The sequence below is a fragment of the Angustibacter luteus genome (assembly GCF_039541115.1).
In the GTDB taxonomy this organism is placed as follows: domain Bacteria; phylum Actinomycetota; class Actinomycetes; order Actinomycetales; family Angustibacteraceae; genus Angustibacter; species Angustibacter luteus.
Genome location: NZ_BAABFP010000005.1, coordinates 251,381 through 267,517, shown reverse-complemented (window position 1 = coordinate 267,517; position 16,137 = coordinate 251,381). Strand labels below are relative to the sequence as shown.

At 73.0% G+C, this 16,137-nt stretch carries 15 protein-coding genes; 9 read left to right on the top strand and 6 right to left on the bottom strand.

What is annotated here, in order from left to right; all coding sequences use genetic code 11:
• Positions 1-61: 61 nt before the first annotated feature.
• Together ABEB17_RS10380 and ABEB17_RS10375 are read left to right on the top strand one after the other, a co-directional pair.
• Positions 62-547, top strand: a complete 486-nt coding sequence (locus ABEB17_RS10380; protein WP_345716624.1) for a hypothetical protein — start codon at positions 62-64, stop codon at positions 545-547.
• Entirely contained in the window at positions 544-1,404 is an 861-nt protein-coding gene (locus tag ABEB17_RS10375; RefSeq protein ID WP_345716623.1) for an amidohydrolase family protein, read from the top strand. Before ABEB17_RS10380 ends, ABEB17_RS10375 begins: the two co-directional genes overlap by 4 nt.
• On the opposite strand, the gene ABEB17_RS10370 is transcribed toward ABEB17_RS10375, so the two are convergent.
• Both ABEB17_RS10370 and ligD read right to left on the bottom strand, forming a co-directional pair.
• Positions 1,405-2,004: a DUF1801 domain-containing protein gene (locus tag ABEB17_RS10370; protein WP_345716622.1), complete on the bottom strand. Its 600-nt coding sequence runs from the start codon at positions 2,002-2,004 to the stop codon at positions 1,405-1,407. It lies immediately after the preceding gene.
• The gene (gene ligD, locus ABEB17_RS10365; protein WP_345716621.1) at positions 2,001-3,041 is read right to left on the bottom strand and encodes a non-homologous end-joining DNA ligase; all 1,041 of its coding nucleotides are present in this window, start codon (positions 3,039-3,041) and stop codon (positions 2,001-2,003) included. Before ligD ends, ABEB17_RS10370 begins: the two co-directional genes overlap by 4 nt.
• Before the next feature lie 154 nt (positions 3,042-3,195).
• On the opposite strand from ligD, the gene ABEB17_RS10360 reads away from it, so the two are divergent.
• From ABEB17_RS10360 to msrB, 3 genes are all read left to right on the top strand, one after another.
• Positions 3,196-5,103, top strand: a complete 1,908-nt coding sequence (locus ABEB17_RS10360; protein ID WP_345716620.1) for an adenylyl cyclase — start codon at positions 3,196-3,198, stop codon at positions 5,101-5,103.
• Between the two features lie 145 nt (positions 5,104-5,248).
• Positions 5,249-7,621 (top strand): lamin tail domain-containing protein, encoded by a 2,373-nt coding sequence (locus tag ABEB17_RS10355; RefSeq protein ID WP_345716619.1) that lies wholly within the window; start codon positions 5,249-5,251, stop codon positions 7,619-7,621.
• 108 nt (positions 7,622-7,729) lie between these two features.
• Positions 7,730-8,149 (top strand): peptide-methionine (R)-S-oxide reductase MsrB, encoded by a 420-nt coding sequence (msrB, locus tag ABEB17_RS10350; RefSeq protein ID WP_345716618.1) that lies wholly within the window; start codon positions 7,730-7,732, stop codon positions 8,147-8,149.
• A gap of 115 nt (positions 8,150-8,264) precedes the next feature.
• Here the strand turns inward: msrB and hemQ are convergent, their stop codons facing one another.
• Together hemQ and hemG are read right to left on the bottom strand one after the other, a co-directional pair.
• Positions 8,265-8,969: a hydrogen peroxide-dependent heme synthase gene (gene hemQ / locus ABEB17_RS10345; protein ID WP_345716617.1), complete on the bottom strand. Its 705-nt coding sequence runs from the start codon at positions 8,967-8,969 to the stop codon at positions 8,265-8,267.
• Positions 8,966-10,411 carry a protoporphyrinogen oxidase gene (hemG, locus tag ABEB17_RS10340; protein ID WP_345716616.1) on the bottom strand — a complete coding sequence of 482 codons (1,446 nt, stop codon included), beginning with the start codon at positions 10,409-10,411 and terminating at the stop codon, positions 8,966-8,968. Before hemG ends, hemQ begins: the two co-directional genes overlap by 4 nt.
• A gap of 108 nt (positions 10,412-10,519) precedes the next feature.
• On the opposite strand from hemG, the gene ABEB17_RS10335 reads away from it, so the two are divergent.
• Complete coding sequence (locus ABEB17_RS10335) at positions 10,520-11,497, top strand: DUF4349 domain-containing protein (RefSeq protein WP_345716615.1); 978 nt, start codon at positions 10,520-10,522, stop codon at positions 11,495-11,497.
• Here the strand turns inward: ABEB17_RS10335 and hemE are convergent.
• Positions 11,482-12,555, bottom strand: coding sequence for a uroporphyrinogen decarboxylase (gene hemE, locus ABEB17_RS10330; protein WP_378226935.1), 1,074 nt, complete (start codon positions 12,553-12,555; stop codon positions 11,482-11,484). The two genes, ABEB17_RS10335 and hemE, sit on opposite strands and share 16 nt — an antisense overlap.
• Before the next feature lie 42 nt (positions 12,556-12,597).
• Complete coding sequence (locus tag ABEB17_RS10325) at positions 12,598-13,431, bottom strand: DMT family transporter (protein WP_345716613.1); 834 nt, start codon at positions 13,429-13,431, stop codon at positions 12,598-12,600.
• Between the two features lie 66 nt (positions 13,432-13,497).
• On the opposite strand from ABEB17_RS10325, the gene ABEB17_RS10320 reads away from it, so the two are divergent.
• The 3 genes from ABEB17_RS10320 to ABEB17_RS10310 all read left to right on the top strand — a co-directional run bounded on the left by ABEB17_RS10320 (position 13,498) and on the right by ABEB17_RS10310 (position 16,137).
• Positions 13,498-14,088: a DUF3000 domain-containing protein gene (locus ABEB17_RS10320; RefSeq protein ID WP_345716612.1), complete on the top strand. Its 591-nt coding sequence runs from the start codon at positions 13,498-13,500 to the stop codon at positions 14,086-14,088.
• Positions 14,089-14,214: 126 nt separating this feature from the next.
• Positions 14,215-14,817, top strand: coding sequence for a response regulator transcription factor (locus tag ABEB17_RS10315; protein WP_345716611.1), 603 nt, complete (start codon positions 14,215-14,217; stop codon positions 14,815-14,817).
• Positions 14,818-14,898: 81 nt separating this feature from the next.
• A complete protein-coding gene (locus ABEB17_RS10310) occupies positions 14,899-16,137 on the top strand; it encodes a ribonuclease D (RefSeq protein ID WP_345716610.1) in 1,239 nt (412 codons plus the stop codon).

The window sequence follows — 16,137 nt, the reverse complement described above, 5'->3', positions numbered from 1 at the left end:
AAGCCGGACGTGCCAGGATCGTCCCGACCGTTCGTGACCGCTCGCAGACCAGGAGCCAGCCGTGGCCGACCTCATCGTGATCCTCTCCGAGCAGGCGCTCGGCGACGGCGACGCCCAGCGCATCGTCGCGCTGCACGACGGGGAGGAGCTGCGCTACCACGTGCTCGTCCCCGCGGACACCGAGCGCAACCTGCTGGTCGACGTCATCGACCACCTGAGCATGCTCGAGCTGCGCAAGGCCCTGGACGCCGTCCGCGGCCGTGAGCCCAGTGACGACCAGGCCCGCACGTCGGCGTCCGACGCCCTCGAGGTGTCCCTGACCGCGCTTCGCGGCACCGGGGTCGAGGCGGACGGCGAGGTCACCGCCGACGACCCGCTGCCGGCGGTGCAGCAGACCATCGACACGCTCGGGGCCCGCGAGGTCGTCGTGGTGACCCGACCGCACGCGATGGAGGACACGTTCCACCGCGACTGGGCCAGCCGCGCTCGCGACGAGCTGGGTGTGCCCGTGCTGCACGTCTACGCGGGCACCACCTTCCTGGGGTGAGCTTCCAGCCGACGGGCGGGCTGGTCGACCTGCACGTCCACTTCATGCCGGACCAGGTGCTGCGCAAGGTCTGGGCCTACTTCGACGGGGCCGAGCAGCACTACGGGACGGCCTGGCCCGTGCACTACAAGGGCACCGAGTCCGAGCGGCTCGCGTGGCTGGCCGAGCAGGGCGTCACCGGGTTCGCTCCCCTGGTCTACGCGCACCGCCCGGGCATGGCGCAGTGGCTGACCGAGTGGGCGGTGGACTTCGGGAAGCGCACGCCGGGCGCCGTGCCGACGGCGACGATCTACCCGGAGCCGTCGGTCTCGACGTACCTCGCCGCGGCGCTGGACGCGGGAGCGCGCTGCGCGAAGGTGCACGTGCAGGTCGGTGGCTTCGACCCGCGGGACCCGCTGCTCGCGCCCGCGTGGGGGCTGCTCGCAGAGGCCGGCGTCCCCGTGGTGGTGCACTGCGGGGACGGCCCGATCCCGGGCCGGTTCACCGGGCTCGCGGTGTTCGCCGAGGTGCTGGCCGCGCACCCGCGGCTGGTGGCGGTGCTCGCGCACGCCGGCATGCCGGACTTCGCCGGCGCCCTCGACCTGATGGCCGCGCACCCGTTGCTGCACCTGGACACCACGATGGTCGGGACGGCGTTCAGCCAGCGGATGGCGCCGCTGCCGACGGACTGGGCGAGCCGGCTGGTCGACGTGTCCGACCGGGTCGCGCTCGGCTCGGACTTCCCCAACATCCCCTACCCGTACGCCGAGCAGCTGGCCGCGATCGAGTCGTGGGCCGCGGCGGACGAGCGGCTGGGCGAGCCGTTCCTGCAGTCCGTGCTGCACGACACCCCCGCTCGCCTGCTGAGGATGGGCTGACTACGGCGCCGAACCGGTGCGCAGGTGCTCGAGCATCACGTCGAGCCGGCGCTGCCGCGTCTCGACCCGCTTGGCCGAGGTGATCGACTCGACCCAGTAGTGGCGCTGGTAGTAGGGACGCTCGTCGAACGCCTCGGCGAGCCCCGCCTCGGCCAGGTCGGTGGCGAGCTGAGCCGAGACGGCGACCTCGCGGCGCGCGCCGCCCGTCGGGCGGACCTTGCGACCGGCGCGGTTGTTGGCGATCACCTGCCGCAGGATCGCGGTGAGCGCCGGCTCGTCCAGGACGTCGCCCTCGTGGACGGCGATCGTCCGGCCCGACACGTTCCGCCGGCCCCCGGTGATCAGCCCGGTCGGGTCGTCCACCAGCGCCCCGTTGTAGATGAACACGTTCACCCAGCCCCGGGCGGCGAGCAGGGCGCACACGTTGCCGTCGAGCACGTAGTAGGGCTGCACCCGCCGCTTGACCGTCTCGATGACCTCCGGGTCGGCGGCCAGGGCCAGCTCGCGCACCCTGCGGCAGATGTCCTGCTGCCACCGCGGAAGCGGCTCGATGTAGGCACCGACCCGCGGGTCGAGCCGGCCGGGATCGATCGCGCTCACGCGTCGTCCGTCCAGTTCGCCTCGTTCTTGCGGCTGGGCTGCACCCGCGGCGGCTCGCCCGGCATCTTGGGGTAGTCGGGCGGGAAGTTCAGCTCGCCCAGCCCGCGCTCCTCCACGTCGGCCCGCCACAGGTCGGCGGCGGCGTCCAGCGAGCCCACCGCCTCGTCGATGCCCGCCCAGGCGTCACCGACCTCGGCCAGCCGCGCCGGCACGGTCCGGACCGTCAGCGCCGTGGGGTCGACGTCGTCCAGCTCGTCCCAGCGCAGCGGGGTCGACACCGGCGCGTGCGGCAGGGGCCGCGGGCTGTACGCCGACGCGATCGTCCGGTCCCGGTTCGACTGGTTGAAGTCGACGAAGATCCGCTCGCCGCGCTGCTCCTTCCACCACTCCATGGTGAGCAGGTCGGGGTCCCGCCGGACCAGCTCGCGGCCGATCCCGATCACGGCGTGCCGGACGTCCAGGAACTCGCGGTCCGGGGTGATCCTGGAGAACACGTGCAGGCCGCGGTTGCCGGACGTCTTGACCCAGCCGGTCAGGCCGAGCTCGTCCAACAGCGTGCGGAGCAGTTGCGCGGCTCGCACGACGTCGGCGAAGGTGCGGCCGGGCTGCGGATCGAGGTCGATGCGCAGCTCGTCCGGCTGGTCCAGGTCCGTCGTCCGCACGGGCCACGGGTGGAACGTGACGGTGCTCATCTGCACCGCCCACACCGCCCCCGCCGGCTCGTCGATCACGAGCTGGTCGTGGCTGCGCCCGCTCGGGTAGGTCACGGGCACGGCCCGCACCCACGACGGCACGCCCTTCGGCGGGTTCTTGGAGTAGAACATCTCGCCGTCGATGCCGCCGCGGAACCGCTGCAGCGTGACCGGTCGGTCGCCGATGTGGCGCAGCAGCGCCGGACCGACCGCGACCACGTAGTCGGCGAGCTCGCGCTTGGTGATGCCGACCTGCGGCCAGACCAACCGGTCCGGGCTGGACAGGCGCACCGCGCGGACGCCGTCCGGCCCGTCGACCTCCACCGTCTCTGCTGCAGCCGCCATGGCTCCAGAACGTACGCGGTCCCGGCGACATGCGCCCGCAGCGCCGCACCGAATCGGTGGTATGACCAGGATGCGACACATGTCTGGACCAGACCCTTTTCCGGGGCTAGTGTCCCGAACGCCGGTCGCGGCCTCCCCGAAGGGCAGGAACCTGATGTCTCGTCAGCACACCGATGCGAGAGCGCTCCCACCCACCGCCGCGCGGCGGCGGCGTCCGCGACCCGCGTCGCTGCTCGTCGTCCTGGCGACCGTGGTCGGCATCGCGCTCCTCGGCGTGAGCGCGCCGGCGGCGGCAACGTCCGGCGCGGCGGGCGCGCACCCGGGGCACCACCAGCCCAGCCCGCCCGACCTCGGCCCGAACGTCACGGTGCTCGACCCGTCCATGCCACTCGCCGAGGTCCAGGCAACCGTGGATGCCGTTGCGGCACAGCAGATCGACGACGAGATGGGGACCGGACGGTACACGTTGCTGTTCAAGCCCGGCACGTACGGCTCGGTGGATCACCCGCTGGTCTTCCAGGTCGGCTACTACACCGAGGTCGCCGGGCTGGGCGCCTCGCCGACGGACGTCGTCATCAACGGTCACGTGGACGTGTACAACCGGTGCCTCACCGCCGACAACTGCATCGCGCTCGACAACTTCTGGCGCTCCGTCTCCAACCTCACGATCAACGTGGCCGGCGGCACCGACTGCCGCGCCTCGGGCGAGTTCTGGGCCGTCTCGCAGGCGGCTCCGATGCGCCGGGTGAACATCACCGGAGGCACCTTGACGCTGATGGACTACTGCACCGCGGGGCCGCAGTACGCAAGCGGTGGCTTCATCTCCGACTCCCGCACCGGGGACGTGATCAACGGCTCCCAGCAGCAGTTCCTGGTCCGCGACAGCAGGATCGGCAGCTGGTCGAACGGCGTGTGGAACCAGGTCTTCGCCGGTGTGCAGGGTGCCCCGGCGCAGTCCTTCCCGGACCCGACCTACACGACCCTGGCCACCACCCCGGCCAGCCGGGAGAAGCCGTTCCTGTACCTCGACCCCGCCGGCCGCTACCGGGTGCTGGTGCCGGCCCCGCGACGGGACTCGTCCGGCACGACCTGGGAGAACGGGCCCACCGCCGGACGTTCCCTCCCGCTGTCCGACTTCTTCGTGGCGCGCCCCTCCGACTCGGTGCGCACCATCAACGCCCAGCTCGCCCGCGGCAAGAACCTGCTCCTCACCCCGGGGGTGTACGACGTCGACCGCAGCATCGAGGTCAAGCGGGCCGACACCGTCGTGCTGGGTCTGGGGATGGCGACGCTCACCGCGGCCCGCGGTGCCGTGCCGCTGGTCGTCGGCGACGTCAAGGGCGTCGACGTCGCGGGGCTGATGATCGACGCCGGTCCGGTGCGCTCCCCCGCGCTGATGCGCGTCGGCACCCGGCACGGGCACGGCAGTCAGCCCGGACAGCGCGGCCGGCCCGGCAGCAGCAGCGCAGCGGACCCGACCGGCGTCCAGGACGTGTTCTTCCGGGTCGGTGGCCCGCACGCCGGGAAGGCCGTGGTCGCGCTCGAGGTGAACAGCGACCACGTCCTGCTCGACGACATCTGGTCGTGGCGCGCCGACCACGGGCAGGGCGTCGGCTGGACGGTCAACACGGCCGACCACGGCCTGGTCGTGAACGGTGACGACGTGACCGCCACCGGGCTGTTCGTCGAGCACTACCAGAAGGACAACGTCGTCTGGAACGGTGAGCGCGGGCGTACCGTGTTCTTCCAGAACGAGCTGCCGTACGACGCCCCGAACCAGGCGGCCTGGCAGCACGACGGTGTGCTGGGTTACGCGGGCTACAAGGTGGCCGGCTCGGTACGCACCCACGAGCTGTGGGGTGGCGGGAGCTACGTCTACACGAACGTCGACCCGACGATCCACGCCAGCCACGGGTTCGAGGTCCCCGACCGACCGGGGGTGCGACTGCACGACCTGCTGACGGTGCAGCTCGGGGCCGGCACGCTCGACCACGTCGTCAACGACACCGGCGTCCCCACTGGCGCCACCGGCACGGCGAGCTTCGTGGTCAGCTACCCCTGACCCTCGACCGCCCCGGCGGGCAGCGCGCTCGGCAGATCCCACCGGTTCGCCACCGACATTTCGTCTGCTTGTGGCCCGGATGCCCCTGTTGTCCGGCGAAACCTCCTGGTAGAAACCATTCGTCCCTTCTGTCAGGAGCGCCCGCATGCCACGAACTCCCCGCCGGCTCGTCGCCGGCTCCGCCGTCCTGCTCGTCGTCGGCGCCACCGCCGTCGTCGCGTCGGCCCCCGCGAACGCGGTGTCGTCGTCCGTCGTGATCAGCCAGGTGTACGGGGGTGGCGGCAACGCCGGCGCCACGTACAAGAACGACTTCGTCCAGCTGTTCAACGGCTCGACGAGCCCGGTGGACGTCACCGGCTGGACCATCGGGTACTTCCCGGCCACCAGCACCGGACCCGCCGCGAGCCTCACGACCCTGAGCGGCACCATCGCCGCCGGCCACAGCTACCTGGTGCAGATGGCCGCCGGGGCCGGCGGCACGGCCGACCTGCCCACCCCGGACGCCGTCGGCGCGGCGCTGATCAGCGGCACCGCCGGGCGCATCGACGTCTTCAACGACGTCCAGCAGCTCGTCGACCGGGTCGGCTTCGGCACCACCGCGACCACCTTCGAGGGCAGCGGACCTGCCCCGGCGCCGTCCAACACCACCGCGGTCGTGCGCAACGCGCCCTGCACGGACACGGACAACAACGCGGCCGACTTCGCCACCGCGCCACCGGCCCCCGAGAACTCGGCGACCGCGACGCCCGCCTGCACGGCCGCGCCTCCCACGGGTCAGCCCGCCACGATCGAGCAGATCCAGGGCGCGACGCACACCTCGCCGCTCAAGGACCAGCTGGTGACCGACGTCCAGGGCGTCGTGACCGCCAAGGGACCCCGGGGCTTCTGGTTCCAGTCGACGACCCCGGACGCGGACGACGCGACCAGCGACGGCGTGTACGTGTTCACCAGCAGCGCGCCGGCCGTCGCGGTCGGCGACGCCGTCAGCGTCGACGCCACCGTCACCGAGTTCTTCCCGGGCGCCGGCGGTCTGAGCACGACCGAGCTGACCCGACCGACGGTCGCCGTGGCCTCGTCGGGCAACTCGCTGCCCGCGCCCGTCGTGCTGGGCGTCGACCGGGTCGCGCCGGCCCAGACGATCAAGAGCGGCGCTCCGGGCGACGTCCAGGCGGCCGGCGTGCCGTTCTCGCCGACCACGGACGCCATGGACTTCGACGAGTCGCTGGAAGGCATGCGGGTCGCGGTGGCCAAGCCGGTCGCGGTCGGCCCGACGAACACCGGGTTCGGCGAGACGCCGATCATCCCCGGCGGCAGCCCTGATGTGATCCGCAGCGCGCGCGGCGGCGTCGTGTACTCCGGCTACGACCACCCCAACGGCGCCCGGCTGATCATGGACGACCAGCTGCTGCCCGCCGGATCGGTCACCGCGATGAACGTGGGCGACAAGATCAAGGACCAGGCGGTCGGCGTCCTCGACTACGACTTCTCGAACTTCCACCTGAACCTCACCGCAGCGCCGACCGTCAAGCGGCTGGGCCTGCAGCGCGAGGTCACCGACGCGCCGTCCGCGGACCAGCTGGCGGTGGCCACGTTCAACGTGGAGAACCTCGCCCCGGCCGACCCACAGACGAAGTTCGACCGGTTGGCCGCTCAGATCGTCACGAACCTGCGCTCCCCCGACCTGCTGGCCGTCGAGGAGATCCAGGACAACAGCGGCGCCACCAACGACGGCACCGTCGCCAGCGACCTCACGGTGAGCAAGCTGGTCGCGGCGATCCGCGCCGCCGGCGGACCGAAGTACAAGTCGCAGTCGATCGACCCGGTCGACGGCGCGGACGGCGGGCAGCCGGGTGGCAACATCCGGCAGGTCTTCCTCTACCGCACTGACCGCGGCCTCGGTTTCGTGCAGCGCGACGGCGGGACGTCCACCACCCCGGTGACGGTCGAGGGGGTCGGCGCCAAGACCCACCTGTCCGTCAGCCCTGGCCGCATCGACCCCGCGAACACCGCCTGGAACGCCAGCCGCAAGCCGCTGGTCGGACAGTTCAAGTGGAACGGGCAGCCCCTGTTCGTGATCGCCAACCACCTGAACTCCAAGGGTGGCGACAACGCGGTGTTCGGCCGCTACCAGCCGCCGGTGCGGTCCAGCGAGGTGCAGCGCCACCAGCAGGCGCAGCTCGTGCACCAGTTCGTCGCGAACCTGCAGCAGGCGAACTCGTCGGCGAAGATCATCGTGCTCGGTGACATCAACGACTTCGAGTTCTCGCAGACGGCGGACCTGCTGGTGGGTGGCATCAACCCGTTGGTCGACCTGCCGCGGACTCTGCCGAAGAAGGAGCGCTACACGTACGTCTTCGACGGCAACAGCCAGGTGCTCGACCACATCCTGATCAGCGGTTCGCTGGCCAAGGACGGCAGCACGAAGCTGTACGAGTACGACGCCGTGCACACCAACTCGGAGTTCTTCGACCAGGACAGCGACCACGACCCGCAGGTCGTGCGGCTCGACGTCCGCTAGCAGTTCTTACGCGGCTGTGACGTCGCGCTCATCACCGGTCGGCCGGGGAACGTTCCCCGGCCGGCTCGGTGTTATGTGGGCGTGAGACTTCCCTGGAAAGGACGTGCGATGCAGCCCACCGGCCGCAGCTACGAGATCACCAAGGACGACGCCGCCTGGCGCGAGCAGCTCAGCGCCAAGGAGTTCCACGTGCTCCGCGAGGCGGGCACCGAGGCGCCGTTCGTCGGCGAGTACACCGACACCACGACCGAGGGCGTCTACGCCTGTCGGGCCTGCGGGGCCGAGCTGTTCCGCAGCGACCACAAGTTCAGCTCGCACTGCGGATGGCCGTCGTTCTACAGCCCGCTGGCGCAGGACCGCGTCGAGTACATCGAGGACGTCACGCTCGGCATGAAGCGGGTCGAGGTGCGCTGCGGGACGTGCGGCTCGCACCTGGGCCACGTCTTCGAGGGCGAGGGCTACGACACGCCGACCGACCAGCGGTACTGCATCAACTCCATCAGCCTGACCCTGCAGCCCAAGGCCTGACCCACGCTTCCGCCACCAAGCCGCTTTCCGCCACCCAGACCGGTTTTGCACCCGCCGCCACCGGCTTGAGTGGCGGAAACCGGACTGGGTGGCGGAAGCGTGGGTGTGCGGGGGGTCAGGGGAGGCGGGTGACCAGGTCGGCGAGCTCGACGCGGGGCCCCGTGTAGAAGGGGACCTCCTCGCGGACGTGCCGCCGCGCGTCCGTAGCCCGCAGGTCACGCATCAGGTCGACGATCCGGTGCAGCTCGTCGCACTCGAACGCCAGCACCCACTCGTAGTCCCCCAGCGCGAACGACGACACCGTGTTGGCCCGCACGTCCGGGTACCCGCGAGCGGCGAGGCCGTGCTCCATGAGCATGCGACGCCGCTCCTCGTCGGGCAGCAGGTACCACTCGTAGGAACGGACGAACGGGTACACGCAGATGTAGCCGCGGGCCGGCTCACCGGCCATGAACGCCGGGATGTGGCTCTTGTTGAACTCGGCCGGACGGTGCAGCGCGACGTTCGACCAGACCGGTGCCAGGTGCCGGCCGAGACCGGTCTGGCGGAGCCGCTGGTAGGCGGCCTGCACGGTCTCCACGGTCGGTGCGTGCCACCAGACCATCAGGTCGGCGTCGGCGCGCAGGCCGGCGACGTCGTACCAGCCGCGCACCGTCAGGTCCTCACCCGCCAGGTCGGCGAGCGCCTGCTCGACCTCGGCGACCAGCTTCTCGCGGTCCCCGTCGCCCAGACCGTCCCGGACGGCGAACACGGACCACATCGCGTAGCGGACCGTCTCGTTCGCCTCGCGGGCCTTGACCCTGCCGCTCTCCTCGCTCATCCGCCCAGTGTCCCGTACCCGACGGCGCGACCGTCCAGGTGGGTCGCGACCCGGGCCCCGGCGGCCCGACCCGACGCCACGCACGCCGGGATGCCGACACCCTCGTACGTCGCCCCGGCCAGCTCGAGCCCGCCCAGCCCCGCGACGGCGTCCGCGACCCGCGCCATCGCGCCGACGTGCCCCACGGCGTACTGCGGCAGTCCGCCACCCCAGCGGGTCACCCGGTGGTCGACGGGCTCGGGCAGGACCGCGCCCGGCAGTGCGCGCAGGTCGGCCAGCACCCGCTGCACCAGCTCGTCGTCGGGACGCTGCAGGTCCGCGACCTGGCCGTGCCGCCCGACAGAGGCCCGCAGCACGACGTGCTCACCGGCAGCCTCGTCCAGCCAGCCCCACTTGGCCGACGAGAACGTGGCCGCCTTCACGTACCGACCGTCCACCGGCGGCACGAGCACGCCGGAGCCGAGGAGTCCGCGGATCTCGTTGCGGCGGAACGCGAAGGTGACGATCGCCATGCTCGCCGCCTCGACGGCGGCGAGCTCGGCAGCGGCCAACGGTGCCTCGTCGCGCAGCAGCCGAGCGGTCGGGGCCGCCGGCACGGCGAGCACGACCGCGTCGACGTCCAGGGCCTCGGGGTCCGTGGTCGGTCCGGTGACCAACCGCCAGCCGCGCTCACGGCGACCCAGCTCACGGACCGTGACCCCGAGCCGGACGTCGACCCCGCGGCCGCGCAGGGCGGCGGCCACCGCGACGGGCAAGCGGCCGACGCCGCCGCGCACCCCGACGAACACAGGGGCGGCCTGCTCACCGGGGCCAGCTCCCCGGGTGGCCACGCCCGCGGCCGCGGCGGCCCGGGCGGCGTCCACGACCGAGGTGCCCGCGACGGCGGCCCGCCACAGCGCGGGCACGGTGGCGCGCAGCGACAGGTTCGCGGCGCTCCCCGCGTAGACCCCGCCCAGCAGCGGCTCGACGAGCCGCTCGACCACGGCGGGGCCGACCCGCTGCGCGACGAAGGACGCGACGTCCACGTCCCCCTCGAGCGGGGCCCAGGTGCCCGCAGGCTCGGCCCGGACCTCGGCGACCTCGGCCGCGCTGAGCAGTCCGGTGAGCGTGTCGAGCCGGCCCGGCACGCCCATCAACGTCCCGGCGGGCAGGGCGCGCAGCGCACCGGCGCTCCACACCGACGCCCCGATGGCTCGCGGCGCCTCCAGGTCCGCGCCCAGGCCGACCTCGCGGGCCAGGTCCACCGCCTCGGGGCGACGGGCCAGCACCGACTCGGCCCCCAGGTCGACGTCCAGCCCGGCGACCGCACCGAGCGCGAGCTTCCCGCCCACCGCGGAGCTGGCCTCCAACAGCACGACCGACACGTCCGGACGACGCGAGGTCAGCTCCCACGCCGCGGAGAGGCCGGTGATCCCGGCTCCGACGACCGCGACGGACAGCATGGCGAAAGGTTCGCAGACCGTGACCTGATCGAGACGCCCGGGTGGGAACGACCGCGCCGACGGGCGACGTCCCAGCACTGCCCGCTGATCTTCGACGAAGGAGCTGCCATGACCACCACCCGACGCGCACTGGCAGCCACGGCGCTGCTCAGCGTCCTCGTCCTGACCGGCTGCGGGGGGGCCGCGGACAGCGGTGACTCCGCCTCCGGTTCTGCCGCGGTCGCGGACGGACCGGCGCAGTCCCAGGTCGGCGGCGAGAAGGCCGCGGAGCCGTCGGCCGGTGACGCGGCATCGGACGCTGACGGTGGTGACGGGGCCGGCGTCAGCAGCCAGGCCGCACCGGTCGTCACCGACCAGAAGATCATCAAGACCGCCGCCATGTCCGTGCAGGCCAAGGACGTCGACCGGGCCGCGGCGGCGGTGCGAACCGCCGTGGAGCAGGCCAAGGGGTTCATCGCGGACGAGAAGACCAGCAGCAGCCCGAAGGAGCCGATGCCGGCCGAGGACACCTCGACAGACCCAGCGCAGGACACCACGGGGGCCTACACCGAGTCGGTGCTGACGGCTCGGGTGCCGAACGAGTCCCTGGACACGGTCATGGCCGCGGTAGCGCGGAGCGGCGCGGTGCTCAGCCGCACCCAGTCCAGCGACGACGTGACCACCAAGTACGTGGACACCAGCAGCCGGGTGAAGACCCAGCGAGCCAGCGTCGAACGGGTGCGCGCGCTGCTCACCAAGGCGACCAGCCTCGGCCAGGTCGTGCAGATCGAGGGCGAGCTGTCCCGCCGCGAGGCCGACCTGGAGTCACTCGAGGCGCAGCTCAAGGCGTTGGACAACCAGACCAGCCTGTCCACGCTCACCGTCAGCCTGACCCCGGTCGTCGTGGCGACCACCACGCCCGAGGACGACGACAGCGGCTTCCTGACCGGCCTCTCGGCCGGCTGGACCGCACTGGGTGCCTCGGTGACGATCGTGCTCACCGTGCTCGGTGCCCTGCTGCCGTTCCTGGTGATCGCGGCACTGGTCGCCGTGCCGGTCGTGGTGTGGGCCCGCCGCCGGGGTGCGGACCCTCAGCCGGCTCCCTGAACCAGCTCGACGACCCGGCTCAGCACCGCCGGGTCGGCGTTCGGCGGGACGCCGTGCCCCAGGTTGAACACATGGCCCGGGGCGCGGCGCCCGGCCTCGACCGTGGCGCGCACCCGGCGCTCGAGCACGGGAGCCGGCGCGAAGAGCAGGGCCGGGTCGAGGTTGCCCTGGACGGCGCGCTGCGGACCGACCCGGCGACTGGCCTCGTCGAGCGCCACCCGGAAGTCCACCCCCACGACGTCCGCGCCGGCCTCGCCCATCGCGCCCAGCAGCTCACCGGTCCCCACCCCGAAGTGGATCCGGGGCACGCCGAGGTCGGCGACGGCGTCCAGCACGGCCGCGGAGTGCGGCTGCACGAGCTCGCGGTAGTCGGCCAGCGGCAAGGCCCCGACCCAGGAGTCGAACAGCTGGACGGCACTCGCGCCGGCCTCCACCTGCACCCGCAGGAACGCACCGGCGATCGCCGCGAGGCGACCGGCGAGGGCGTGCCAGAGCTCGGGGTCGCCGTACATCAGCGCCTTGGTGCGCTCGTGGTTCTTCGACGGGCCGCCCTCCACCAGGTACGACGCGAGCGTGTACGGCGCGCCGGCGAACCCGATGAGCGGGGTGGCGCCCAGCTCGGCGACCAGCAGGCGCACCGCGTCGCTCACGTACGGCACGTCGGCCGCGGTCAGCTCGGGCAGCCGGTCCAGGTCGGCGCGGCTGGCGAACGGCTCGGCGACCACCGGCCCGACGCCGGGCACGATGTCGAGGTCGACGCCGATCGCCTTGAGCGGCACCACGATGTCGCTGTAGAAGATGGCCGCGTCCACGCCGTAGCGGCGCACCGGCTGCATGGTGATCTCGGCGACCAGGTCAGGTCGGGCGCACGAGTCGAGCATCGAGATGCCCTCGCGGACCTTGCGGTACTCCGGCAGCGACCGGCCCGCCTGGCGCATGAACCACACGGGGGTGTGCTCGACCGGCTCGCGCCGGCAGGCCCGCAGGAACGCGGAGTCGTGCAGGGCTGCCGCGTCGGGGGCGGGCGCGCTCGGGCTGGCGGTCGTCACGACGTCCATGCTCGCACGCAGCGAGCCGACGTCCTCACCCGCGCAGGGACGTCACACCCGACCCAGGGCGACCAGGGCGACGCCGACCAGGGCGGCCCCGACTCCGATCTGCTGGATCCTGGCCAGCCGCTCGTGCAGCACGAAGCGGGCCAGCAGCACCGTCACGACCGGGTACAGCGAGCCGACGACCGCGGTGATGCTGAGCAGGCCGCGCTGGGTGGCCAGCGCGTAGAGCAGGTTGGCGCCGACGTCCCCGAGCCCGACGACAGCCAGCGGGACGACGTCCGAGGGGCGCAGCCCGCCGATGCTGCGCAGGCTGATCGCCACCACGGCGAACACCGCGACGCTGGTCACCCGCATCCCGGTGAGCGTCATGACGGAGTCGAAGCGGGCACCGCGCTCGATGAACACCAGGGCCAGGCCGAAGCCGACCCCGGCCAGCGCGGCCAGCCCCACCGGCCGCGCCCCGGCGCCGCCCCGCAGCTCGGGGCCACTGGCCAGCACCGCGCCGAGCAGCGCCACGACCAGTCCGGTCACGCTCAGGGCACTGGGCCGCTCCCCGGACACGATGCCGATGATCACCGGCACGACCGCGCCCAACGCGGCGATCGGCGAGACCACGCCCATCGTCCCGGCCGCCAGCGCGGCGTAGAAGCAGACCAGCCCGCCGGTGCCGGACAGGCCCGCGGCGACCGCCCAGCCCACCCACCCGGCGTCGCCGTGCCACGCACCGGTCACCAGTGCGACCAGGGCGATGGCGATCAGCCCGCACAGCTGCGAGCCGCCCACCACCGCCATCGCCGGCCGGATTCGCGAGCGCAGGCCGCCGAGGAAGTCGGAGCTGCCCCACATGACGCTGGACAGCAGAGCGAGGAGGACGGCCACGGTCGAAGGCTAGCCAGACCGGCGCGCCGCGCTGGTGACCGCCCCGCGCGGACGTACGCTTCCCTCATGGTCGCCAGGACCTTGCCCGACGACGCCCCGGAACCCTTCCAGCGGGCGCTCGTAGCGTTGAAGAGCGCCATGGTCCGCCCCGAGGTCGTGCTGACCGAGGCACCCTCCCCCGGCCGCATCGCGCCGTACTCCGTCGCGCTGACGGCCGACGTCGTGGACCGCCGCCCGGGCGGTGACCTGGAGGAGCTCGCGACCGGACGGTTCGTGCTGCTCTACGACCCCACCGGACCCGAACCGTGGGACGGCACCTTCCGCGCCGTCACGTTCGTGCGCGCCGACCTCGAGCCCGAGCTCGGCGCCGACCCCCTGCTTGGCGAGGTGGGCTGGTCCTGGCTCGTCGAGGCGCTGGGCCTGCGCGGTGCCGAGTACACCCGCGAGGGCGGCACGGTGACCCGGGTGGTGTCGGAGAGCTTTGCGGCGCTCGCGGACCGCCCGTCGGGCGTGGAGATCGAGATCCGCGCCTCGTGGACCCCGACGGACGACGACGTGGCGGCGCACCTGTGCGCCTGGACGGACCTGCTGTGCACCGTGGCCGGCCTGCCGCCGCTGCCGGACGGCGTGACCGCGCTGCCGGCCCGCCGACGCTGACGTCGACGTTGACGAGGTTTTCTCTCGTTCTTGTCAAGGACGACGGATCGCCTGCCGATGTAGCACCCGTCGGGAAACTCAGGTGCCGACCGGGTGGACCGGTGCGGACGGATCAAGGAGGCGCTAGTGGCTGCGGTCGCCGAGCGTGTTGCGGGCGTTCCCCTGTCCCGCCCTGGTCGGTTCGCCGCCCTGGTGGTCATCGGACCACAGGGGGCCCGCGACACCGTGAGCCGCATGATGCGCTCGCTCGGTGCCCGTGAGGTCGTGCAGGCCGGGACCATCGAGGAGGCCCGTCGTCGGGCTCGCCTGCTGGGGCCGCACGCCCTGTGCGTGACCGACGTGGTCCTGCCGGACGGCTCCGGCGTCGCCCTGCTGCGGGACCTGCGCGCTCTCGGCTGGCAGCGCGGCGTCGTCGTCTCGACGATGGACGACGCGTACACGGTGCGTGGCGCGCTGACGGCTGGCGTGCGCTGCTTCCTCGTCTCGGGACGACCGGCCGCCTCCCCCACCGACCACGGCTCACGCGGCCTGGCCGAGCAGCTCTCCGAGCGCGAGGTCGAGGTGCTCCAGCACGTGGCGAACGGCCGCTCCAACAAGGAGATCGGCGCTGCGCTGGGCCTGTCCGCGCTGACCGTCAAGAGCCACCTGGCCCGGATCGCCCGCAAGGTGGGCACCGGCGACCGCGCCGAGATGGTCATGCTGTCGCTGCGCGCTGGCGTCATCCACTAAGCCCCCTGCTCGCTCGCCGAGCCACGCCGGACCGACCGGCGGTCACCGACTGCCATCGCCAGAACGCGTACGGTGGCCCTTGTGACCGAAGCCGCCCCCACGCCACTGGTGGAGCCGCGCGACGGCATCCCGGACGTCGTCATCACCGAGCGCCGGCTGGTCGAGGCGGCCGATGCGCTCGCCGCGGGCACGGGTCCGGTCGCCGTGGACGCCGAGCGCGCCTCCGGCTACCGCTACGGCCAGGCCGCCTACCTGGTGCAGCTGCGCCGCGAGGGCGCCGGTTCGTGGCTCATCGACCCGGCCGCCGTCCCCGACCTGTCGCCGGTGGACGAGGCCCTGCGCGGGGTCGAGTGGGTCCTGCACGCCGCGTCCCAGGACCTGGCGTGCCTGGCGGACGTGGGGATGCGGCCGACCCGGCTGTTCGACACCGAGCTGGGCGCGCGGCTGGCCGGGCTCGCGAAGGTCGGGCTGGGGTCCGTGGTGGAGGAGCTGCTCGGGCTGACCCTGGCCAAGGAGCACTCGGCGGTGGACTGGTCGACCCGCCCGCTGCCGCAGGACTGGCTGCGCTACGCCGCGCTGGACGTCGAGGTGCTGGTGGACCTGCGGGACGAGATCGCCCGGCTGCTCGAGGAGCAGGGCAAGCTGGAGTGGGCGGAGCAGGAGTTCGCGGCCCTGGTCGCCGCGCCCCCCGCACCGGCCCGCGTCGACCCGTGGCGGCGCACCAGCGGCACCCACAAGCTGCGCACCCGCCGCCAGCTCGCGATGCTGCGCGAGCTGTGGAACAGCCGGGACGCCCTGGCCCGCCAGCGCGACGTCTCACCCGGCCGGGTGCTGCCGGATGCGGCGATGATCTCGGCCGTCACCGGCAACCCGCGCACCCTGGACGAGCTCGTGGTGCTGCCGGGCTTCACCGGTCCGGCGGCCCGGCGGCACGGCAAGCGCTGGCTCGAGGCGCTGGCCCGCGGTCGGCACGTCGCCGAGGACGAGCTGCCGCTGCAGTCGCTGCCGAGCGACGCGCCGCCGCCGCCCCGCGCGTGGCCGGACCGGGACGCCGACGCGGCCGCCAGGCTGACGTTCGCCCGCGCCGCGATCGCCGAGCTGTCCGAGCGGCTCGCCATCCCGGTGGAGAACCTGATGACGCCGGACACGGTCCGCCGGGTCCTCTGGGACCCGCCGTCACCGGACGACCTCGAGGACCGGCTCGCGGTGCTGCGCGCCCGGCCCTGGCAGGTCGAGCTGCTCGCCCCGATCCTGCGCGACGCGCTGGGCCAGCTGGCCAAGGCCCCGGTGACGGAGGAACCCGAGGCGTCAGACGCCTGA

Excerpts from the sequence above, each read along its gene's own strand:
- ligD (WP_345716621.1), bottom strand. The coding sequence starts at position 3,041 with ATGGCGGCTGCAGCAGAGACGGTGGAGGTCGACGGGCCGGACGGCGTC.
- ABEB17_RS10360 (WP_345716620.1), top strand. The coding sequence starts at position 3,196 with ATGTCTCGTCAGCACACCGATGCGAGAGCGCTCCCACCCACCGCCGCG.
- ABEB17_RS10355 (WP_345716619.1), top strand. The coding sequence starts at position 5,249 with ATGCCACGAACTCCCCGCCGGCTCGTCGCCGGCTCCGCCGTCCTGCTC.
- msrB (WP_345716618.1), top strand. The coding sequence starts at position 7,730 with ATGCAGCCCACCGGCCGCAGCTACGAGATCACCAAGGACGACGCCGCC.
- hemQ (WP_345716617.1), bottom strand. The coding sequence starts at position 8,969 with ATGAGCGAGGAGAGCGGCAGGGTCAAGGCCCGCGAGGCGAACGAGACG.
- hemG (WP_345716616.1), bottom strand. The coding sequence starts at position 10,411 with ATGCTGTCCGTCGCGGTCGTCGGAGCCGGGATCACCGGCCTCTCCGCG.
- ABEB17_RS10335 (WP_345716615.1), top strand. The coding sequence starts at position 10,520 with ATGACCACCACCCGACGCGCACTGGCAGCCACGGCGCTGCTCAGCGTC.
- hemE (WP_378226935.1), bottom strand. The coding sequence starts at position 12,555 with ATGGACGTCGTGACGACCGCCAGCCCGAGCGCGCCCGCCCCCGACGCG.
- ABEB17_RS10320 (WP_345716612.1), top strand. The coding sequence starts at position 13,498 with ATGGTCGCCAGGACCTTGCCCGACGACGCCCCGGAACCCTTCCAGCGG.